The sequence below is a fragment of the Afipia massiliensis genome, from assembly GCF_014203115.1.
In the GTDB taxonomy this organism is placed as follows: Bacteria; Pseudomonadota; Alphaproteobacteria; order Rhizobiales; family Xanthobacteraceae; genus Afipia; species Afipia massiliensis.
Genome location: NZ_JACHIJ010000001.1, coordinates 599392 through 621654, shown reverse-complemented (window position 1 = coordinate 621654; position 22263 = coordinate 599392). Strand labels below are relative to the sequence as shown.

Here is a 22263-nt window from a genome sequence, read left to right as displayed (position 1 = left end):
GACTAAAGCTTAATCCTCGAAGCCGTTCGGCATGTTCGCTTTCGCGAGGGCTGCCTTGCGTGCCGCCATCCAACCGGAGAGAAATGCTGCCGGTTCTCCTGGTGCGCTTGCGGTGTTGTAGGCTTTCCATGCGTCAGCCAGAACACCTTGCCGCTTGATCAGGTCGTTGTTGTACTTCTCGTCTGCGTCGGTCCAGTTACCGGCTTCCTTCAGAGCCTTGGCCGCACCGGGATGATATGGAATGACCCACTGCTTGGTCTGACGTTTGACGTCGAGGCCCGACGCGCCCGGAGCTGAATCCTTATAGGCATCGTAGCCAGTGATCATCGCCTTGGTGATTGCATAGACTTGATCCGCGGGCTGCGTCGCGTAGGTCGTGGCGATGGGGTAGGGATAGGCGGCAAGCTTCAGCGGAGTCGATGCAGTGATACCCGCGCCGCACGTGGTTACGTGCGGATTGAAGAAAGCGCCGACCTTCTTGACCCGCTCCCACGCGGCCTTGTCCTCCGGTGGCAGCTCTGGCCAAACAAGGCCGCGGGGCGAGGTTTCCACTTCCTTGGCCGGACCGGTTACGGTCGATGCGAACGCGCCGTCGGCGTCGTTGTTGACGAGGCCTTTCCACATCGCGCCGTAGCTGGCGAATTCAACAATCTTGACGTCTTTCTGGGTGAGGCCGCCATAGGCGATGATCGCGAGTGCGTTCTGGTTCAGGGCGGGCGAGCCGACCACGAAGCCGAGACGCTTGCCGCGGAAATCCTTCCACTCTTTCACGCCGGAATCTTTTGTGACGCCGACCGACAGGCCATTACAATCGATCGTCGAAAGGGTCATCTGCAGCGCTTGCGGACCCCACTCCTTGACGCCGAATTCGAATACGCCTTCCTGCGCGAAGTAGACGCCGGTGCCCATCCAGGCCAGAACCGCGCGGTTTGTGCGCAGCGGAGCCAGGCGCGCCACGTCGTTACCAGCCGGAAGCACGCGGATGTCGGAGCCATACTTATCCTTCATCATCTTGCCGACGCCGACGGCGATGTTGAAGCCAGACGTTCCGGTGTCATAAGCCGTGAAGGCCATTGTGGTCGGCAGCTTGATATCTTGAGCTTGCGCAGCCGATATCGCAGCGGTTCCTGCAAGAACCACGGCTGCAACCGTCGTAATATATCGCGTCATGAAGTATCCCTCCCATTTGCTTTCGCTGTGCGAAATGCGTTTTGATTTTGCCGGATCATGTCATCGTGCAGGCGCCAGCGCAACGCCCGCAAGCCTACTAAGGTGTACTAGACAGTTTGTCGCGGAGACTTCGCGCATCACGCTTCGAGCGTGGCGATTGCCTGTCCCTCTGCCACGACATCATCGACGCTGACGAGAATCGATTTGATTTTTCCTGCCGCAGGTGAGGGGATGGGAATTTCCATCTTCATGGCTTCGACGAAGATGACGTCGTCACCGCTTCTGATATCGCCGCCGGCGCTGGCCGCAATCGCGCAGACGCGCCCGGCAACCTCGGTGACGATCTTGATCTCTGCCATTGATTTCCCCCTATCCGCTTTGAGCAGGGCATGCACGCGCGGCTTGTTGTTGTGACGAAAGATTGCCCGAGGTAGCGTGTTCCGCAAGAGGAAACTTTATTCCGCAGAGTAGAACAAAAACGCGTTCGCAACGCGTACGGCAAGGAGCGAAGATGAACTGGAAGCCTGAACTCGATGAACTCGCGCGGCGCGAAGCGTTTGCGAAAGAGATGGGCGGCGCCGACAAGGTCAAGCGACAGCACGATCAGGGCCGGCTGACCGTTCGCGAGCGTATCGACAAACTGGTCGATCCGAAGAGCTTTCACGAGATGGGAGCGATTTCCGGCATAGCCGAGTATGACGACAAGAATGAGCTGAAGACACTCACGCCGGCCAACTGCGTGTTCGGCCGCGGCAAGATTGACAAGCGCCCCGTCGTCGTCGTCGGTGACGACTTCACCGTGCGCGGCGGTTCGGCGGACGCATCGATCTCTGCAAAGCCGACAATGGCCGAGCAGATGGCGCACGATTTCCGGATGCCGATCATTCGCGTGATCGAAGGATCCGGCGGCGGCGGTTCGGTCAAAACAATCGAAACGAAAGGCGCCGCGAATCTGCCGGGCGGCGTCGGTGGCACAACCTGGTATTGGTACACCACCACGAACATGGCGCGTGTACCTGTCGTGGGTCTCGGCCTTGGATCGGTTGCAGGTCTTGGCGCGGCGCGCCTCGCAGCCAGCCATTATTCAGTCATGACCAAATCATCCGCGATGTTCGTCGCAGGTCCGCCGGTGGTGGCACGTCTCGGCCAGTCGCTCGACAAGCAGGAGCTTGGCGGCTGGCAGATTCAGACCAAGGCGGGCGGCGTCGATCACGCAGTCGATACCGAGGAAGAAGCGTTCGAGTGTGCGCGGAAGTTTCTGTCTTACCTGCCGTCATCTGTATTTGACCTGCCGCCGACCACTCCTTGCAGCGATGATCCGGAGCGCAGCGACGAAGCGCTGCTCAACATCGTCCCGCGCAGCCGCAAGCAGATCTACAAAATGCGGCCCATTATCGAGTCGGTGGTCGACAAGGGATCGTTCTTCGAGATGGGCCAGAATTTCGGACGCTCGGTCATCGCCGGGTTCGCGCGCTTTGACGGTCGCGCCGTGCTGCTGCTGGCAAGCGATCCTTACATTTATGGAGGATCATGGACTGCTGAAGCGTGCCAGAAGGTGGTGCGTTTCGTCGATCTCGCGGAAACCTTCCATCTTCCGGTGGTCTATCTGATGGATTGCCCGGGTTTCATGATCGGACTTGAAGCCGAAAAGGCTGCGACGATCCGGCATGGCGTGCGGGCGATGACCGCCGTCAATCAGACCACGGTGCCGTGGTGCACGATCATCGTTCGCAACTCCTTCGGTGTTGCGGGCGTCGTGCATCAGCCGGCGGGCCGGTTCTCGATGCGTTATGCGTGGCCATCGGCGTACTGGGGGTCGCTGCCGCTCGAGGGCGGCATCGAGGCTGCTTACCGCGCCGACATCGAGGCCGCGGAAGACCCCAAGGCAAAGCTGGCCGAGATCGAGGACCGGCTGAACAAGCTGCGGTCGCCGTTTCGCTCGGCCGAGAAATTCTGGGTCGAGGAGATCATCGATCCGCGCAAGACCCGTTCGCTGATTTGCGAGTTCGCGCGGCTGGCGGAGCCGCTGCGCACGCCGGGCGTGGCGCGCATGGCGATGCGGCCGTGATGATCATCAAGGACCGCAAACATAAAGTTCGTCATGGCCGGGCTTGTCCCGGCCATCCACGTCTTTTCTTACAGCGTCGCGAGCAAGACGTGGATCACCGGGACAAGCCCGGTGATGACGACTGAGTACGTTGAGGCTCCGCGCCTAATTTCGTCGGTGCTACCGCCCGTCCTCTATAATCATCGCCGCGCCTTTCTCCGCGATCATCGCGGTGGGTGTGTTGGTGTTGCCGGATGTAATCGTCGGCATCACCGATGCATCGACCACGCGCAGCCCCTTGAGGCCGTGAAAGCGCAGGCGTTCATCGACCACGGCAAGAGGATCGCTCGACGTACCCATCTTGGCGGTGCCGACCGGATGAAAGATCGTGGTGCCGATGTCGCCAGCGGCTTTCGCCAAAGACGCATCGTCATCGCCGACGGACGGGCCGGGGAGATATTCCTGCGGATGATAGGCCGCGAGTGCGTGCTGTTTCATCAGTCGCCGCGTGACACGGATGGCATCGGCGGCGACTTGCCGGTCTTCGGGCGTCGACAGGTAGTTCGGCGCGATCGCGGGTGCATCATCGGCGGCGCTCGACTTGATGCGCACGCTGCCGCGCGATGTCGGCCGCAGGTTGCAGGCAGCTATGGTGATGGCGGGGAAGCGATGCAGCGGCTCGCCGAACTTGTCGAGCGACAGCGGCTGGACGTGAAACTGGATGTTCGCGCGCTCCTGACGCGCATCGGAGCGCGTGAAGATGCCGAGTTGCGACGGCGCCATGGTCAGCGGCCCGCGTCGCCGCAGGAGATAATCGACGCCCATCCAGCCACGCCGGAATAGATTGTAATACGTCTCGTTCAGTGTGCGCACGCCCTCCACCTTGTAGATTGCGCGTTGCTGCAAATGATCCTGCAGGTTGCGGCCGAGGCCTTGCCGGTCGAGCACGGTGTCGATCCCGAGTGGCGACAGCCATTCCTGCGGGCCAATGCCGGAGCGATGCAGCACCTGCGTCGATCCGATCGAGCCGGAACACAGGATTACTTCGCCTTGTGTCCGTGCCTCGATGGTTTCACCACCCCGGCTGAAACGAACACCGACAGCGCGTCCGTTCTCGACGATCACCTTGTCGACCAGCACATTGGTTTCGAGACGAAGATTGGGTCGCGCCAGCGCGGGCTTCAGAAATCCGCGCGCCGATGACCAGCGCCGTCCCCGTTTCTGGTTGACGTGGAAATATCCGATGCCTTCGTTGTCGCCGGTATTGAAGTCCGGCGTCTTTCGTATGCCCATTTCGTGCGCGGCTTCTCCGACGGCATCCAGCACTTTCCATGACAGGCGCGGCGCTTCGATCCGCCAGCCACCGCCGGTGCCGTGATGCTCACTCTCGCCAAGAAAATGATCTTCAAGTTTCTTGAATGCGGGCAGCACATCGTCCCAGCCCCAGCCGCTCAGCCCAAGCTGTCGCCAGTGATCGTAGTCGGCGGCCTGTCCGCGCATGGAGATCATGGCGTTGATCGCTGACGATCCGCCGATCACCTTGCCACGCGGATAGGCCAGCGCACGGCCGTTGAGCCCGGCCTCCGGTTCGGTCTTGAACATCCAGTCGGAGCGGGGATTGCCGATGGCGAACAGATAGCCGACCGGGATGTGAAACCAGATCCAGTTGTCCTTGCCGCCGGCTTCCAGAATCAACACGCGTTTACGGGGATCTGCCGAGAGGCGATTGGCAACGATGCAGCCGGCGGTACCGGCACCGACGACGATATAGTCGAAATCCCCTTCGAGACGTTTCGCCATTCCCTGTCCTGCGTTTCTCTATTCAAATTCGACACTTCTTCTTATGGCCCCGGCCGGGGTTCGCTGTACAGTGTGGTTCCGTGCAATTCCCGTTTGCGCGGATGTTGGGTCCCCTGCGGGCTCATGCTAGCTTTTGTCGTCTTGATCCTGTGAGGTTACCGCCGTGCCCATCCTCAACCGCATCGCCGATCTGCAACCCGAAATCATGGGCTGGCGCCGCGATCTGCACGCGCATCCGGAGTTGATGTACGATGTGCATCGCACTGCGGCATTCGTTGCCGACCGCCTGCGGGAGTTCGGTTGCGATGAAGTTGCGACGGGTCTCGGACGCACCGGTGTGGTTGGCGTCATCAAGGGGCGAAAGCCCGTCAACGGCGGCGACCTGAAAGCCATCGGCCTGCGCGCCGACATGGACGCGTTGCCGATCGAGGAAGAAACCGGCGTTGCCTATAGCTCGACCGTGCCCGGCAAGATGCACGCCTGCGGCCACGACGGTCATACCGCGATGCTGCTGGGTGCTGCCCGTTATCTTGCCGAGACGCGAAATTTCGCGGGCGACGCGGTGATGATTTTCCAGCCCGCCGAAGAGGGTGGTGCAGGGGCCGAGGCCATGATCAAGGACGGTCTGATGGACCGTTTCAAGATTGAGCAGGTCTACGGCATGCACAACAGTCCGGGCATGCCGATTGGTACATTTGCGACTCGCGTCGGGCCTGCGATGGCGGCGACCGATCACATCAACATTCATATCGAAGGTCTGGGCGGCCATGCGGCGCGTCCGCACAAGAGCATCGACTCGGTGCTGGTCGGCGCGCAGTTAATCACCGCCTTGCAGTCGATTGTCTCCCGCAGCGTTGATCCTCTCGACGCAGCGGTGATTTCGATCTGCGAGTTCCATGCCGGGAACGCCCGCAACGTGATCCCACAGACCGCGGAACTGTTCGGCACGGCGCGCACGCTGACGCCCGAGGTGCGAGACCTGATCGAGCAGCGGGTGCGTGAGGTCGTAAATGGTGTCGCGCAGCTCTCGGGTGCGAAGATCACGCTCGACTACGAACGCAGCTATCCGGTGCTGGTCAATCATCCTGCCGAAACCGGCATCGCCGCGCGGGTCGCGGCCGATATCGCAGGCGAGGGCAATGTCAGTTCAGAGATCCCGCCGGTGATGGGCGCAGAAGACTTCGCTTATATGCTGGAAGCGCGACCGGGCGCCTTCATCTTTATCGGCAACGGCGACAGCGCGGGGCTTCATCACCCGGCCTATAACTTCAATGATGACGCCATCATTTACGGCTCGTCCTACTGGATCAAACTGGTCGAGACCCAACTCGCAGGCTGATTGGTTCGGAACCATGATCATCACATCGCGTTGGGAGGCGGGAACTCTCCCTTTCAAGATCGCGGAGTGGACACATGGCAACGAAGAAATCAGCGAAAAAGTCAGCCAAGAAATCAGCGAAAAAACCAGTCAGGAAATCGGCACCCAAGCGAATGGCGGCCAAGCGAGCTGCGCCGAACGACAAGGATCTCAGCGATCTTTTTCACGACACTCTCAAGGACATCTACTTCGCCGAGAAGCAGATTCTGAAGGCGCTGCCCAAGATGGCGAAGGCGGCTCACTCGGCGGATTTGAGCGCCGCATTCAAGAAACATCACATCGAGACCGAAGGCCAGGTCGATCGCCTTGAGCAGGTCTTCGAACTGATCGACAAGCCCGCTAAGGCCAAAACCTGTGACGCGATCATGGGAATCCTCGACGAGGGCAAGGAAATTATGGACGAGTACAAGGGCACCGAAGCGCTCGATGCTGGCCTGCTTGCGGCAGCGCAGGCGGTCGAGCATTACGAAATCGCGCGCTATGGAACCTTGAAGGCATGGGCGAGCAAGCTTGGTATGACCGAAGCTGTCCGGCTGCTCGACGAAACGCTGCAACAGGAACACAACACCGACGAGGCGTTGACGACTCTCGCACTGGCCGAGGTCAATACAGAAGCAATGGCGGCTTGAGAGCAGGTTGATTGGTGACCGGTCCATCGGCTGCGGGGCAGCCGGTGGACTTTTGTCTTTCAAGATTGCTGCAATTCCCACCGTCACCGAATTGGGGGAAGGTCCGCCCCTTGTACTGCATTGATTTTGTTCGAGAAAATTGAATGGAAAAGGCTGATTGACTCCCGGTCGTCTATTAGCTTTATATTAGAACATATCATGAACAAGTAGGTCCATCATTCGTTCAATCAACTGCGGATGATGGGCCCGAATTCCAGGAGCGGCGCATGATCGGCGCGCGCATGAACACGCTTGCGTCCCTGCGAGGGACCATTGGCCGCCTGGAGGGCGATGCCGGTGGGCTTTCGCGCGTGGCGCTGGGCCATGCGGGGGTGGACGCCCTGTTGCAGGGCGGGCTGGTGCGCGGCGCGCTGCATGAGGTGTTCGCCGAGGGCGGGCGCCACGGCGCAGCAGCGACGGGGTTCATCGCAGGCCTCGCCCATCGCCTCGCCGGGCGGCGGCCGCTGGTCTGGGTCCGGCAGGACTTCGCTGAACGGGAATCCGGCGCGCTGTCGATGAGCGGTCTGCAGGAACTCGGCCTCGATCCGCGCCTGCTGGTGACGGTCCGGGCGACAGATGCCGAGATCGCGCTGCGTGCCGCAGCCGATGCGCTCGCTTGCGACGCGCTGGGTGCGGTAGTGCTGGATGTCTGGGGCGAGGTGCGTCAGCTCGATCTGGTGGCGAGCCGCAGGCTGACGCTCGCGGCGCGCGCCTCGAACGTTGCGTGTCTGGTGCTACGCACGGCAGCGACACCGTCTGCCAGCACAGCGGAAACGCGCTGGGCGGTGCGCTCAGCACCATCACCGTCCGCGATGGAGGCATGGGGCACGCCACTGCTCGACGCACAGCTTGTTCGCAATCGTCACGGCCAGACCGGCCGATGGGTCATGGAGTGGAAATGTGATGAGGGCCTCTTCCGTGAAAGCGCGACGTATTCTCAGCCTGTGGCTGCCGCGCCTGCCGACCGACCGATTGAAGCGCCAGCTTTCGGGGCAAGGCGCCGCGCCGGATGACGGACATCCCTGCGTCGTTGTCGCCAAGTTGAACAACGCGCTGCAGATTTCGGCGCTGAACGATGCCGCTGCCGACATCGGCCTCGAGATTGGCCTGCCGCTGGCGAATGCGCGTGCTGTCTGTCCCGACGTGCAGGTATTCGACGCCGACGAGGCGGCGGATAGGAGTCTGCTGGAAGCTGTCGCCGACTGGTGCGACCGTTTCACGCCGCTGGTGGCGTTCGATCCGCCTTATGGACTGCTACTCGATATCAGCGGCTGCGCGCATCTGTTCGGCGGTGAGGCTACGATGCTGCGTACGTTCTGTGCATCGCTGGCGCGGCAGGATTTCATCGTCAATGCGGCGGTTGCGAGTACGCCGGTCTGCGCACGGACCATGACGCGGGCCACGCGAGCTTGCATCGTCCCTGATGGTGAAGAAGCGCGCGCCGTCGCGCCGCTGCCGGTGTTCGCGCTCGGTGCCGATGATGCAATCACGCGCGGGTTGCGGCGCGCGGGTTTGAAGACCATCGGCGATGTGGCATCGCGTGCGCCGCATGAAATCTCCGCGAGGTTCGGATCTGCGTTCACCAGCCTGTTGCAGCAGGCGCTGGGGCAGGGCGATGCGCCGATCAGCCCGCGGAAGCCGCCGCCGGATTTCATGGTGGAGAAGCGTTTCGCCGAGCCGGTCGCAACCGACAACGTGATCGCGGCCATCTTGTCGGGTCTTGCGCAGATGCTGGTCGCCGCGATGGACAAGCAGGGGAAGGGCGCGCGGCGGCTGGAAGCGAGTTTTTTCCGCACCGACGGCGCGGTGCGCACCATCGCGGTGGAGACGGGACAGCCTGTCACCAAGGTCAATGTGGTCGACCGTCTGTTTCGCGAACGGCTGGACGCGCTGGCCGATCCGCTCGATCCGGGATTCGGCTTCGATCTTATTCGTCTGTCAGCCGGCCGCGTCGAGATTGTGGTGCAGGAACAGCGCGACTTCGACACCAGTGCGCAGGATAACGATGAAGTCGCGGCGCTGGTCGACCGTCTCGCTGCACGGATCGGCGGCAAGCGTGTCGTGGTGCATCTGCCGCTGGATACACACATTCCGGAATGCGCTGTCATCGCGGCACCCGCGCAGCAAAATCTTGCTGCGGCTTCCGTTGCGGAGTGGCCTGTTCGTGCCGAGGCCGAGCCGCCGCTGCGCCCGCTGCGTCTGTTCGAGCGGCCTGAGGAAATCGAAGTGATAGCCGCGGCTGTTCCTGATGGACATCCGCCGCGATTCAAATGGCGTCGCGCGACCCATGCGGTGGTGCGGGCGGAAGGCCCGGAACGGATCGCCATGGAATGGTGGAGGCATCAGGGAGAAGCCCTGACGCGGGATTATTTCCGCGTCGAGGATGCGGAAGGCATGCGCTTCTGGATCTATCGCGACGGTCTCTACAGCGAACCTGTCTCTGAAAAAGATGAACCCGTTCCACCCAAATGGTTTGTGCACGGGTTGTTCGCATGAAAGCCACCGACTACGCGGAAATCGGCATTACGACCAACTTCTCGTTCCTGTGCGGCGGATCGCAGCCGCAGGAATATGTGAAGCGGGCCAGCGAGCTTCTCTTGCCGGTCATTGGCATTGCTGACCGCAACACCCTGGCCGGTGTCGTCCGCGCCTACAAGGAGCTCGAAAATCCCGAGGTCACATGCAAGTCGAAACTGCTGATCGGTTCACGGCTGGTGTTCATGGACGGTACGCCGGATATTCTGGTCTATCCGCGCGACCGTGCCGCCTATGGCCGACTGTGCGAGTTACTGACGCGTGGCAAGCTCGCGGCCGGGAAGGGCGAATGTCATCTCACATTCGATGACCTGCTGGACTTTGCCGAAGGGCAATTGCTGATTCTGACGCTGTCGCATCGCTTTGATGTCCCGGCGGCACTGAAGATTCTCGATCGATTGAAACGCAGTCGTGCCGATGGAGTCTGGCTTGCGGCAAGCCTGCTGTATCGCGGTGACGACAGGCGGCGTCTGGCGAAGCTTCAGCGCATCGCTTCAACGGCCCGTGTTCCGCTGCTCGCGACCAACGAGGTGCTTTATCATGACCCGGCGCGCCGTGCCCTGCAGGACGTCCTGACCTGTATTCGGGAAAAGACGACCATCATGAGTGTCGGAAAACGACTCGAAGCCAACGCCGAACGGCATCTGAAACCCGGCTTCGAGGTGGCTCGTCTGTTTCGCGATTATCCGGATGCGGTTACTGAAACCATGCGCTTCGCTGATCGCATCACCTTTACGCTGGATGAGTTGAAATATCAGTATCCAGATGAGCCGGTGCCGCCGGGCAAGACGGCGCAACAGCATCTCGAAGACCTGACATGGGCGGGCGTCGACAAATATTTCCCCGAAGGGATCGACGGCAAGCTGCGGGGTACGCTGAACAAGGAACTCAGGCTGATCGAGAAACTCGATTACGCACATTACTTCCTGACAGTTCACGACATTGTTTGCTACGCGCGCTCGCAAAGCATTTTGTGTCAGGGTCGAGGTTCGGCAGCGAATTCCGCCGTCTGTTATATGCTTGGCATCACTTCGGTGAATCCCGCCGAGACTGATGTGCTGTTCGAGCGCTTTATCTCCGAAGAGAGGCTTGAGCCGCCGGACATCGATGTCGATTTCGAGCATTCGCGCCGCGAAGAGGTGATGCAATATGTCTACAGGCGTTATGGCCGTCATCGCGCGGCGATTGTCGCCACCGTCATTCACTATCGCCCGCGCAGCGCCATTCGCGACGTCGGCAAGGCGCTTGGCCTGACGGAAGACGTCACCGCCGCGTTGGCGGATACGGTGTGGGGAAGCTGGGGCACAGATGTCAGCGATATGCAGATTAGGCAGGCAGGCTTCGATCCCGGCAATCCGATGATCCGCCGTGCTGTCGAGCTCGCCACTGAACTGATCGAATTCCCGCGGCATCTGTCTCAGCATGTCGGCGGCTATGTACTGACGCAGGATCGGCTCGATACCTATGTGCCCATCGGCAACGCGGCCATGGACGACCGCACCTTCATTGAATGGGACAAGGACGACATCGATACACTGAAAATGATGAAGGTCGATGTGCTGGCACTCGGCATGCTGACCTGCATCCGAAAATGCTTCGATCTGATCGAGGATCACAAGGGAAAGCGTTACCAGCTCTCGGACATCAAGTCGGAAAACGATGACAGCGATAAAGTGTTCGACATGCTGTGCAGGGGCGAATCTCTCGGCGTCTTCCAGGTTGAGAGTCGCGCGCAGATGAATATGCTGCCGCGCCTGAAGCCGCGCACCTTCTATGATCTTGTCATCGAGGTCGCCATCGTCCGGCCCGGACCGATCCAGGGCAATATGGTGCATCCCTATCTGAAACGGAGAAAGATGAGGCCGGAAGAGATCGAATATCCTTATCCAAAAGGCGGGAACAAGGACGAGCTGAAGCAGGTGTTGCACAAGACTCTCGGCGTGCCGCTGTTTCAGGAGCAGGCGATGCGCATTGCGATGGAGGCCGCGGAGTTCACACCCGAGGAGGCCAATGGCTTGCGACGCGCGATGGCGACATTTCGTAATGTCGGCACGATGCCGAAATTCGAAAGGCGCATGGTCGATCGCATGATCGCCCGTGGCTACGATCCTGAATTTGCGGTGAGTTGCTTCGACCAGATCAAGGGCTTCGGCAGCTATGGCTTCCCCGAAAGCCACGCGGCTGCTTTCGCGCAGCTTGTCTATGTGTCGTCATGGCTCAAGCATTATCATCCCGACGCTTTTTGCTGTGGTCTTCTGAACTCGCAGCCGATGGGCTTCTATGCGCCGGCGCAGATCGTCGGCGATGCGCGCAAAAATGGCGTCGAGGTGCGCGAGATCGATGTGTCGTTTAGCTTTGGACAAAACACTCTGGAAGAGAGGTCTGGCGATTATTGCGCCGTCCGGCTCGGCTTCCGTCAGATCGACGGTTTCGAAGTGTTCGATGTCGATGACAGGCTTCCCGAGAAGTTTGGAAAATCTGAGAAAAAGCCGCGCAAGGATTACTGGGATCAGCGGATCGTTGCCGCCCGCGCGCAAAAGCTGTTCGCCTCGCTGGAAGATTTTGCGCGCGAGACGCGACTGCCGAAACGAGCGCTGATCCTGCTGGCCGATGCGGACGCATTTCGCTCGCTTGGTCTTGACCGGCGCGAAGCCCTGTGGACGGTGCGACGTCTGCCGGACGATGTTCCGTTACCGCTTTTCACCGTAGCCGCGGCGCGCGAGCAACCCGACGAAGCCGCACAGCCATTGCCTGTCATGCCGCTACCTGATCAGGTTGTGGTGGATTATCAGACCATCAGGCTGTCGTTGAAGGGGCACCCGATGGAATTCCTCCGGCCGATGTTTTCGCAGGAAGGTATGGTGGCATGTGAGGCGATTGGACATGCCCGCGACAAGCAACGCGTCCGTTGCGCTGGCGTAGTGCTGGTGCGGCAGCGGCCGGGCAGCGCCAAGGGCGTCGTCTTCATGACGCTGGAGGATGAGACTGGCATCGCCAATATCGTGGTGTGGCCCAAAGTGATGGAAAAATTTCGCAAGGAAGTGATGGGCGCACGGCTGATCGAGGTGCAGGGGACCATTCAGAGCAGTCCGGAGAAGGTGGTTCATCTGGTGGCCGAGCGTTTGTTCGACCGGTCCCATGATCTGATGAACCTTGCCAACGATGCGCTCGGTCGAAAGAACCAGATCCCTCCCGGTGCGGATGTCATCGAACCGCTGGAGGATGATCGCCGTGCGCATCCTGACAACCCAGCACAGAAGGTGCGCCATCCGCGCAATGTACGCATTCTGCCACGCTCGCGGGATTTCCATTAATCATCCTTGATGCGATGTATTTTCCGCGCGATGTTTCGCGGCCATTCCCGTCGCCGGAGGCGTTCATGCAGTCACCTCGCGAAATCCTCTCTGATCTCTGGAGTCTCGGCGGTGGTGAACCGTCCGCGCTCGATGCCATCACACTGACGGGAAGTGAGCCCATGCTGCCGTCGTCGTTTCGCGTCGGTGCTGCGGCGCAGGCCACGATTGCCGCCGCCGGTCTTGCCGCTGCGGAAATATGGAAAGCCCGCAGCGGTGAGGCGCAAGGTATCTCCGTTGATATGACGCATGCCGCGGTTGAGTGTCGCAGCGAGCGCTATCTGCGCGTCGACGACAAGCCGCCGCCACCGGCCTGGGATGTTATCGCTGGTGTTTACACAACCGGGGACGGTCGCTTCGTGCGCCTCCACACCAACTTTCCGCATCACCGCGACAACGTCTGCAAGGTCTTGAACTGCAAACCGGAACGCGACGATGTGCAGCGCGTGCTGATGCAATGGAAGGGTGAGGAATTTGAAACCGCCGCCTATGCCGGCGGCTGCGTCGTCTCGATGATGCGCTCGCACGACGAATGGCTCGCAACCCCGCAAGCGCAGGCGATAGAGCAACTGCCGCTAATCCAGATTGAGAAGATTGGCGACGCCGCGCCGAGACCTTGGCCAAACGGTCATCGCCCGCTGGCGGGATTGCGTGTACTCGATCTGTCGCGGGTCATCGCAGGTCCGGTCGCGGGGCGCACATGGGCCGCCTACGGCGCGGACGTCATGCTGATTTCCTCGCCGAAACTGCCGTCGATCCCGTGGCTGGTTATCGATACCGGGCGTGGCAAGCTGGCTGCCTTCGCCGATCTGAAGACCGGGCAGGGCCGCGATACGCTGCGCGGTTTGCTGACGTCGGCGGATATTTTCTCTCAGGGCTATCGCCCGCAATCCATCGCCGCGCTCGGCTTCTCGCCGGAAGATATCGCTCGGATCAGTCCCGGCATCGTTTATGTCTCGCTGTGCGCCTATGGCCACGCCGGTCCGTGGGCGGGCCGCCGTGGCTTCGATTCCCTGGTGCAGACCTCAACCGGATTGGGCAATGCCGCTGGAGTTGAAGGACCGAAGGAACTGCCGATGCAGATTCTCGACCACGCCACGGGGTATCTGATGGCGTTCGGCGGGATGATGACGCGGCTGCGGCAGGTGCGAGAGGGCGGAAGCTGGCATGTGAAAGTCTCCCTGGCGCAGACTGGGCGCTGGCTGTGGAATCTCGGCAGAGTCGATAGTGGCCTCGCGGCGGCGGACCTCACCGCGGACGACGTCCTTCCGTTTATTGAGCAGAGCTCTTCAGGATTTGGTGCTCTGCGAAGCGTTCGTCACGCCGCCGTGATGTCAGCGACCCCGGCATTTTGGGAGCGTCATGCGATGCCGCTCGGGTCGAGCACAGCGGAGTGGCCGTCACGGTCGTGACGTCAACACCATCATGTTGGTGTTGGCAAACCGGACATAGAATTTCGACGAATTTGCACTGATTTGTTGTCGCGGTGAGCCGTAATTTCTTGACCGATCAACGTCCTGTGGTGAAATTAGCGGCAGCCCATCAAGAGCAATCTGCCGCGCCCTCCCGCGTGGTCTTCCGGCGGCACGTCCGGCGCAGTGGATCGACAGACATCCGATGCCAAGAATTTTTTCCGACCCTGAAGCAATCGCGGACGACATCATTCGCGAGGTCGGGACCAAGCTGGTGGTTGGTCTGCCGCTGGGACTCGGCAAGGCCAACCACATCGTCAATGCTCTCTATCAGCGCGCGGCAAGCGACCGCTCGATCCATCTGACCATTTTTACTGCTCTGACGTTGGAGAAGCCGACGCCATCGGCTGATCTCGAGCGACGATTCATAGGGCCGGTGATCGATCGGTTGTTTGGTGGGTATCCCGATCTGGATTACGCTAGGGCGCTGCATGCCAAAACACTGCCGCCGAACATCGAAGTCATCGAGTTCTTCTTCCTGGCGGGAAAATGGCTTGGCAATGCCTATCCACAGCAGCACTACATCTCGGCCAACTATACCCATGCGTCGTCGTATCTTTTGACACGTGGCGTGAATGTGATCGCTCAGCTTGTGGCCAAGCGCGTGGTCGACGGCCAGACGCGCTACAGCCTGAGCAGCAACACCGACACGACGCTCGATCTCATGAGGGCGCGTGCGGCGGGCCGCATTGCGTTCAAGATCGTGGCCCAGGTGAATTCCGAATTGCCGTTCATGCCGGGGCAGGGCGATCTGGCTGCGGATGAATTTCATGCGGTGCTCGACAGTCCGAAGACGGACTTTCCGCTGTTTGCTCCGTCGTCGGAGCCGGTCTCCGATACGAAATACGCAATCGGGCTTCATTCTGCGGGACTGATACGGGACGGTGGCACCCTGCAAATCGGTATCGGGCAGGTTGGCGATGCGCTCGCGCAAGGCCTGATCGTCCGTCATCGTGACAATAAAGCCTATCGCGAGATCATGTCGCGGCTCGCACCCGCGCAGCCGCCGCGCGAGTCGGGGCCATTCACGGCGGGTCTTTACGGCGTCAGCGAAATGTTCGTCGAAGCGTTCCTCGCGCTGATCGACGCCGGAGTGTTGAAACGTGAGGTCGATGGGGCGTTGCTGCACGCGGCGTTCTTCCTCGGGCCGAAATCCTTCTACCGCGCCCTGCGCGAGATGAAGCCCGGGCAGATCGAACGCATCCAGATGGTCCCGGTGTCTTTCACCAACCAGCTCTATGGTGGCGAAGACGCCAAGCGACATGCGCGCGTTGACGCGCGGTTCGTCAACAATGCGATGATGGCGACCTTGATGGGCGCTGCGATCTCGGACGGTCTCGATACGGGTCAGGTGGTCAGCGGCGTCGGTGGCCAATACAATTTCGTGGCGCAGGCATTTGCGCTTGAAGGCGCGCGCTCGATGTTGACGCTGGAGTCGACGCGGGGCTCCGGCAAGACAGCGGCCTCAAATATCCGCTGGTCCTATGGTCACACCACGATTCCGCGTCACCTGCGCGATGTTATCATCACCGAGTATGGCGTTGCCGATCTCTGGGGCAAATCGGATGCCGACGTCATCGCTGCGATGCTGTGTGTTGCGGATTCGCGCTTTCAACCCGAACTGATGCGGCATGCCAAAGACGCTGGCAAGCTGCCGAAGGCCTATGAAATTCCCGCCGCGCATCGCGAGAATTTTCCGGATCGCATAAATGCGGCCTTGAAGCCATCGCGCGACGCGGGATTACTCCCGGCATTTCCGTTTGGTAGCGATTTCACCGATGTCGAGCAGCGGCTGATCCCAGCCTTGCAGATACTCAAAGAAGCGACCGCCAGCAAGCTCAACCTGCTCGCGCTTGCCTGGCAGGGCTTTCGTGCGGGACCGCCGGATGCAGACGCGGCTGCAAGCCTCGTGCGCATGCAACTCGACCAGCCGAAATCGTTCTCGGACTGGCTTTATCGGTTGCTGGTCAGTGCAGCGCTTGCGCGCCGTTAACTCGTCATTCCGGGGCGCGAGTGCAGCGAGCGAACCCGGAATCTCGATGTTTTGAAATCTCTCATTTAGATTCCGGGTCCGCGCAAGAGCGCGTCCCGGAATGACGAGCGTGGCAAGTCGATCTTCAGCGATTTTTGAAATTCGGCTTCCGCTTGTCAATGAAGGCGGCCATGCCTTCGGCGCGATCTTCGAGGGCGAATGTCGCGTGGAACAGGTCGCCTTCGACGTTCATGCCCTCGGCGAGCGAGGTTTCCAGCGCGCGATTGACTGCGCTCTTCGCCATCGCCGCAACCGGTCGCGACATCGCAGCGATCTTGTCGGCAATCGCAAGCACCTCGTCCATCAGCTTGTCGGCCGGGAAGATGCGGCTGACCAGCCCGGAGCGTTCGGCTTCCGCCGCATCCATCATGCGTCCGGTCAGGCATAGGTCCATCGCCTTGGACTTGCCAACGGCGCGGGTGAGGCGCTGCGTACCGCCCAGCCCCGGAATGGTGCCGAGAGTGATTTCCGGCTGCCCGAACTTGGCAGTGTCTGAAGCGATGATGATGTCGCACATCATGGCGAGTTCACAGCCGCCGCCGAGCGCATAGCCGCTGACTGCTGCGATGGTCGGCTTCTTGCAGGTCGTGACGCGGTCACCACCGATGTCCATGAAGTCCTGGCTGAACATGTCGATGAATTTCTTCGGCTGCATTTCCTTGATGTCGGCGCCGGCGGCGAAGGCCTTTTCGTTGCCGGTGACAACGATACAGCCGATGGCATCGTCTTCCTCGAGGTCGTCGATGGCTGTCGCGATTTCGCTGAAGACATCGAAGGAGAGGGCATTGAGCATCTTAGGTCGGTTGATTTTCACGATGCCGACCGCGCCCTTGCTCTCAACGATGATGTGTTCGAATGCCGTCATGGTTTGCCCCTTGAAGGATGTCTGAAAATCAGCGCGTGGCGCGCCGTTAGCCGCAATGTGCCTTCCGGGGCCTGTCTCTGCAAGACCGGCGATGTCAGAACTGATCGTCACCTAAGCAACAAAAACGCCGGTTCGCGGGGTGCGAACCGGCGTTTGCGTCTGATGCAGATGGTGTTTGCGTCAGGCGATCATCAGGCGGGCCGCCGATGCCAGCGTCAGCAGGCTTCCGAAGGCGATGAAGATCTTCCCAATCAACGAGGTTTTGCTCCATGGATCGCTGTCGTCGGTCTTGAACACCGGCTTGTCTCCTGTCGAGACCGGCCGCAGGATCTTGCTGCTTGGGGCCGATGGTGACGGCGGGGACGCAACTGGCGGAGTTGGAGCGTTGAGATCTTGCGCTACCGCAGCGTCTGCCGTCGCTGCGCGGTCGGCATCGGTCAACTGGTCAGCGGAAGCGAGTTGCATGCCGTCCACAACAGCAACATCGGTACTATCGAGAGCGGCAATATTCCGTGCCTGGTCAACGGCCAGCGCCTGGGCACGGGCATTGGCCACCGACACCGGCAACTCGCTCTTGCTCGCATCGGCCATGACCTTGTTCTCTGCCGCCCCCGATTTGTCGGCAGACTTTTCCGCGAGAACTTTAGCTTTCGATGATGCCTTGGACGTTGCTCTTTTAGCTTGCCGCGCCTGGGCCGTTCGGGATTTCTTCGCAGCGTGAGCGCGCTGCTTCTTGAATTTCGACAGAACGATTGGGCGATCGGCGGTAGCTACGCTGCTTTTCGCGGCCTTCGCTGCTGTTGATTTGGCAGCCATTGCGGGCTCGCCCGAAAAGCTCATCCAGATTCCGGCAGCAGCAACCAAGGCCGCTAAACCTGCACTCCTTATCCGCATGGCAATTTCCCCTTTTGCCAGAGTCTCCAGCACAGGGAACAGACCGGTGCGGAATGGCCACAGGACGGCAGAAAAAGGGAATCTTGTGATCTTTTGCCCTAAAAACGACCCAGAGCAGATGCTCCGGGATCGGGTCGCCCGGTTCCCCAGCAGCCTTGCTCACGATTGCGTGATTGCCGTTTCTGCCCGTAACACTTTAGGAACAGGAGCGAATTTCTTGATAGGAGCGCGCGTGCGCGGACGTGAAGACGAATGGACCGATCTGATGCGATCGGCCAATGCCGGAGACAACGCCGCATATCATCGCCTCCTCAAGGCCGTGACGCCGGTCCTGCGAGCAGGGGCGCGTCGAGGTCTGGCCCGGGCCGGTCAGCCGGTCGACCAATCCGAGGACATCGTGCAGGACATCTTATTCGCTGTGCATCTGAAGCGACATACTTGGGATCCGAACGCCCCGTTCGCGCCGTGGCTGTTCGCAATTGCACGCAACAAACTGATCGACGCACTGCGCCGTCGCGGTCGGCGGATATTCGTCAATATCGACGACTTTTCGGAGACGTTGGCGGGTGCGCCAGTTGAGGAGAGCGTTCCGGCCAGCGAGGTCACAACCCATCTCAACGGACTGCCGAAGCGGCAGCGGGACGTGCTGCAATCGATCGCCGTCGACAGCGCGTCGATCAAGGAAACGGCGGCGAAGCTTTCGATGACCGAGGGTGCGGTGCGCGTGGCATTGCATCGGGGGCTGACGGGCCTCGCCAGCAAACTGCGGAAATAGTGACCATGGATACCAACGATCTCATCCGCACGCTCGCCGCCGACAACGACGTCCATGAACGCCCTGTCGGAAATCTGCTGCTGGTTGCACTGGTGCTCGCGGTGCCTGTCTCGACCGCGCTGTTCCTTGCCGGGCTTGGTGTGCGGTCTGACGTTATGACCGCCATGCGCAATCCATTCTTCGATCTGAAATTCGTGATCACCATGGCGCTGGCCGCGGCTGCCATCGCCATCAGCCTGCATCTGTCGCGACCTGAAGCCTCGCTTGGACGCTGGGCGTGGCTGCTGGCCATTCCGGTCGGATTGCTCGGCATCGGCATGATGAGCGAGATGATGATGCCGCACCGCGCGCCGATGTCGACACGGATGATGGGCTCTAATTCGAGGGTCTGTCTTGTAGCCATACCGCTGCTGTCATTGCCGTTGCTGGTGGCCGCGTTGTTCGCCTTGCGTCGCGGCGCGCCATCGCGACCGGCCGTGGCCGGCGCGTTCGCCGGACTGCTGTCGGCGGGGCTGGCTGCGACGCTATACGCGGCGCACTGCACCGACGATTCGCCGATGTTCGTGGCGACCTGGTACACGATTGCCATTGGGTTCGTCGCGGCGATTGGCGCGCTCGCAGGATCTCGTGTCTTGAGATTCTAGATCCGCGGTGGCTCAGGCGACCGATATCAAGCCGGCTCGGTCTGCGCGGTGTCCTGTCGCATGCGGTAGAAACGCAGCACTTGCTGGGCAGTGGACGGGCGCAGCATATCGTAGCTCGATTTGTGATCGTCGATATTCTCGATCTCGATTTCCGATGTGCCGCCGCCCAGTTCAAGAACGAGCTTGAGAGACATCCAGGACAGCCCGGCGACCTTGGCGAGAACCATCAATCCTTCGGATCGCGACTCGATCATCATGTTTTCGACGGTCGTGACCGGAACGTTCGCAGATATCGCGAGCGCGGCACAGGTTTCCTCGAACCGTCCGGCGGCGGCAAATTCGGCAATCTGCCTTTCGTCGAGGCGTCCGTCGTCAGAGAGAGATTTTACAAGCCGATAGGCGTGGGCCGCTTTCTCTCCGCCTGCTCCGGGATCGACGTTAAGGGCTGCCTGCTTGACGGCCGCCGAGATGTCATCCGCCGCGCGCGGGTTGGCGGCCTGGAGCCGCTCCCGCACGGAGTCCGAGGCTCTTGCTATCAACTTGAGATAATGCGGCCTTGGAATTCCCCGCCTTGTCCCGAGGCATGTCGCAAGTTCATCATTGCCCTCTGCGCGAGAAACAAGCTCTGTGAAACCCTTGTCCGAAAATTCCGCGCCTGGATTGTTGACCGCACTCTCGACGACTTCGTTGTTGCCGCGCTCGACCAGAACGTCGGTCACCGCGTTGCTCAGGACTTTGCGTTTTGAGATCGCAAGCAGATGGCCCTGGCTTTTGCTGCGCGCGTTTGCGATCAGCATGTCGTCATTCAGTCTTTCAGAATGCGACAGCACCGGCGCAGCAATTTCGATCTCGTCATCGAAAGCCAGCGTATAGATCAGACGCGGCGGAGCTTTAGGTACGGGCGCGAGGCGTTTTGCGAGCAGTGATTTGGCGGAGGTCTCGATTTCCTCGATCAGGCAATGAAAGACGTCATCGAAAACATCGATCTGTTCGTCGGAGTAATCCGCCACACCGTACAGAAAGAGATCGGTGACCCGGCGTAACGTTTCCACGCGGCGCGCGACGGTACCGTGCGCGAGAGCATTTTGCAGTTCATCGAGAAGATTTGCGGGCCGCGCTGTTGGTCTCGAACTCATGACTTTCTGTCCTGGAAACGCCGAAGCAAGAAATGCCAGCCAGGTTCTTGGCTGACGAAAATGTAAACTAGCCCGCGACAACTCGATTCCGCCCCATGTCCTTGGCCTGGTAGAGAAGCCGGTCGGCACGGGCGAGAATGGTGTCCGCGGTATCGTCCGCGCGAAGCGTAGCGAGGCCCGCCGACATCGTGACGCTCATGTCCTGTGAAATCGCGCTCCAGTCGAGGGCCGCTACGATCCCGCGCAGCCGGTCGACGGTGCGCAGTGCGGCGCCGTCCGACGTCTCCGGAAGAATGAGCAGGAATTCCTCGCCGCCGTAACGGCCGAATTTGTCGATGCTGCGAATGTTTGCGAATACGGTGATGGCAAAAGCCCGCAACGCTTCATCGCCCGCGGGGTGACCAAAGCGGTCATTGATCCGCTTGAACCAATCGAGGTCGATCAGGGCGACGGCGCAAGGTACATTGCTGCGCCGGGCGCGGATGATTTCCTCGTCGAGCGTCTGCATGATGGAGCGGCGGTTGAGCGATCCGGTCAACTCGTCGAGTTCGGCAAGTTCCTCGATGCGCTGATAGGCTTTCTTCAGTTCGATGCCGCGCCTGTAGAGAGATTCGTGCAACGAACTGCTGAACAGTCCGACGATCATGCCGCGCCCAAGCACCAGAATGAAGACCAGCATGGTCGCGAAGCGCTCCAGCGGCGTGCCGGTAGGCATGCCGATGGGTTTGTCGGTCAGGAGAAACAAGGCCGTCAGGCCGACAGCAGCCGTCGTCCACCCGATGATGGTCTGACGGGGGGTGGATCGCAGGGCGCCAAACGTGAAGACCAGGAAAATCGAGCAGAGGAACAGGCAGCCGACTTCCGGCGCGAAGTACAAGAACACCAGCATGATCATCAGACTGATGCTGGTTTGCTGCGAAATGAAGTAGTGATCCCGGAACCGGTCGTTCACCTTGGCTTCGGATATCGCGATATACACCGCGACCGACAGCAGCCCGCAAGCCGCGTAGGCCGGTGCGATCACGAAGCTGGTGGCGCCAGCGTAAGCGTAGATCAGCAGGATCCCGGCGTCGATCATGTAGCTGACGCCGGTCATATCGAGCATTTGCCGCCGCTGCTTTGCGCGGCGTGCGAGAATCTCTGGTGACAATTCGATCTCGACGGCCGAATGCTTTCGGTCGAGACCGCCTATCAGGGATACGGGGGCCGATGACGTTGCGCCGCGCATGAACTCGCCGTGAAGGAATGCAATGCGGGACTGTAGGCGGGAAAGCCTTTAGGTTTGGTATCATTGGGATGCGGTGGGAACTTTGAACAGGCCGGCCGTCTCCGGATCGGTCGCCGTTCGCCAGGAATGGTTGAATTTAGGTAAAAATATACCTCTTTCGGTCACAAGGACCGGGCGACTTGCCCTTGTTCATGATTCAGGGGCATTTTGCGCATCGCCAATCCGGACAATTTCGGGAAATCGCGAAGATTTTCACCGATTTGATC

The 22263-nt window shown here is 60.5% G+C and carries 17 protein-coding genes; 10 read left to right on the top strand and 7 right to left on the bottom strand.

The window, feature by feature from the left end:
• Positions 1-9: 9 nt before the first annotated feature.
• Positions 10-1170, bottom strand: a complete 1161-nt coding sequence (locus HNQ36_RS02925) for a TAXI family TRAP transporter solute-binding subunit (protein WP_184082433.1) — start codon at positions 1168-1170, stop codon at positions 10-12.
• A 137-nt stretch (positions 1171-1307) separates the two neighbouring features.
• Positions 1308-1529 carry an acyl-CoA carboxylase biotin carboxyl carrier protein subunit gene (locus HNQ36_RS02920; protein ID WP_184082432.1) on the bottom strand — a complete coding sequence of 74 codons (222 nt, stop codon included), beginning with the start codon at positions 1527-1529 and terminating at the stop codon, positions 1308-1310.
• Between the two features lie 152 nt (positions 1530-1681).
• Between HNQ36_RS02920 and HNQ36_RS02915 the strand changes: the two genes are divergently transcribed.
• A complete protein-coding gene (locus HNQ36_RS02915) occupies positions 1682-3238 on the top strand; it encodes an acyl-CoA carboxylase subunit beta (RefSeq protein WP_184082431.1) in 1557 nt (518 codons plus the stop codon).
• A gap of 159 nt (positions 3239-3397) precedes the next feature.
• On the opposite strand, the gene HNQ36_RS02910 is transcribed toward HNQ36_RS02915, so the two are convergent.
• The gene (locus HNQ36_RS02910) at positions 3398-5017 is read right to left on the bottom strand and encodes a GMC family oxidoreductase (RefSeq protein WP_184082430.1); all 1620 of its coding nucleotides are present in this window, start codon (positions 5015-5017) and stop codon (positions 3398-3400) included.
• A gap of 163 nt (positions 5018-5180) precedes the next feature.
• On the opposite strand from HNQ36_RS02910, the gene HNQ36_RS02905 reads away from it, so the two are divergent.
• The 7 genes from HNQ36_RS02905 to HNQ36_RS02875 all read left to right on the top strand — a co-directional run bounded on the left by HNQ36_RS02905 (position 5181) and on the right by HNQ36_RS02875 (position 16416).
• The gene (locus HNQ36_RS02905) at positions 5181-6356 is read left to right on the top strand and encodes an amidohydrolase (protein WP_184082429.1); all 1176 of its coding nucleotides are present in this window, start codon (positions 5181-5183) and stop codon (positions 6354-6356) included.
• A gap of 152 nt (positions 6357-6508) precedes the next feature.
• A complete protein-coding gene (locus HNQ36_RS02900) occupies positions 6509-7024 on the top strand; it encodes a YciE/YciF ferroxidase family protein (protein ID WP_246395273.1) in 516 nt (171 codons plus the stop codon).
• A 266-nt stretch (positions 7025-7290) separates the two neighbouring features.
• Positions 7291-8076: an ImuA family protein gene (locus HNQ36_RS02895; protein WP_184082427.1), complete on the top strand. Its 786-nt coding sequence runs from the start codon at positions 7291-7293 to the stop codon at positions 8074-8076.
• Positions 7967-9559, top strand: coding sequence for a Y-family DNA polymerase (locus HNQ36_RS02890; protein WP_184082426.1), 1593 nt, complete (start codon positions 7967-7969; stop codon positions 9557-9559). Before HNQ36_RS02895 ends, HNQ36_RS02890 begins: the two co-directional genes overlap by 110 nt.
• Positions 9556-12912: an error-prone DNA polymerase gene (locus HNQ36_RS02885; RefSeq protein WP_184082425.1), complete on the top strand. Its 3357-nt coding sequence runs from the start codon at positions 9556-9558 to the stop codon at positions 12910-12912. The genes HNQ36_RS02890 and HNQ36_RS02885 overlap by 4 nt, the downstream gene beginning before the upstream one ends.
• A 65-nt stretch (positions 12913-12977) precedes the next feature.
• On the top strand, positions 12978-14363 hold the full coding sequence (locus tag HNQ36_RS02880; protein ID WP_184082424.1) for a CoA transferase: 1386 nt from the start codon (positions 12978-12980) through the stop codon (positions 14361-14363).
• 205 nt (positions 14364-14568) lie between these two features.
• Complete coding sequence (locus tag HNQ36_RS02875; protein WP_184082423.1) at positions 14569-16416, top strand: acetyl-CoA hydrolase/transferase C-terminal domain-containing protein; 1848 nt, start codon at positions 14569-14571, stop codon at positions 16414-16416.
• Positions 16417-16540: 124 nt separating this feature from the next.
• Here the strand turns inward: HNQ36_RS02875 and HNQ36_RS02870 are convergent, their stop codons facing one another.
• Both HNQ36_RS02870 and HNQ36_RS26060 read right to left on the bottom strand, forming a co-directional pair.
• Entirely contained in the window at positions 16541-17320 is a 780-nt protein-coding gene (locus tag HNQ36_RS02870; RefSeq protein WP_184082422.1) for an enoyl-CoA hydratase, read from the bottom strand.
• A gap of 180 nt (positions 17321-17500) precedes the next feature.
• Positions 17501-17911, bottom strand: a complete 411-nt coding sequence (locus HNQ36_RS26060; protein WP_246395220.1) for a hypothetical protein — start codon at positions 17909-17911, stop codon at positions 17501-17503.
• Positions 17912-18446: 535 nt separating this feature from the next.
• On the opposite strand from HNQ36_RS26060, the gene HNQ36_RS02860 reads away from it, so the two are divergent.
• Both HNQ36_RS02860 and HNQ36_RS02855 read left to right on the top strand, forming a co-directional pair.
• Entirely contained in the window at positions 18447-18989 is a 543-nt protein-coding gene (locus HNQ36_RS02860) for a sigma-70 family RNA polymerase sigma factor (RefSeq protein WP_184082774.1), read from the top strand.
• A gap of 5 nt (positions 18990-18994) precedes the next feature.
• Complete coding sequence (locus HNQ36_RS02855) at positions 18995-19633, top strand: NrsF family protein (RefSeq protein WP_184082420.1); 639 nt, start codon at positions 18995-18997, stop codon at positions 19631-19633.
• A 26-nt stretch (positions 19634-19659) separates the two neighbouring features.
• Here HNQ36_RS02855 and HNQ36_RS02850 read toward each other — a convergent pair whose 3' ends face one another.
• Both HNQ36_RS02850 and HNQ36_RS02845 read right to left on the bottom strand, forming a co-directional pair.
• The gene (locus tag HNQ36_RS02850) at positions 19660-20769 is read right to left on the bottom strand and encodes a DUF2336 domain-containing protein (protein ID WP_184082419.1); all 1110 of its coding nucleotides are present in this window, start codon (positions 20767-20769) and stop codon (positions 19660-19662) included.
• Between the two features lie 67 nt (positions 20770-20836).
• A complete protein-coding gene (locus HNQ36_RS02845) occupies positions 20837-21997 on the bottom strand; it encodes a GGDEF domain-containing protein (RefSeq protein ID WP_184082418.1) in 1161 nt (386 codons plus the stop codon).
• Between the last annotated feature and the right edge of the window lie 266 nt (positions 21998-22263).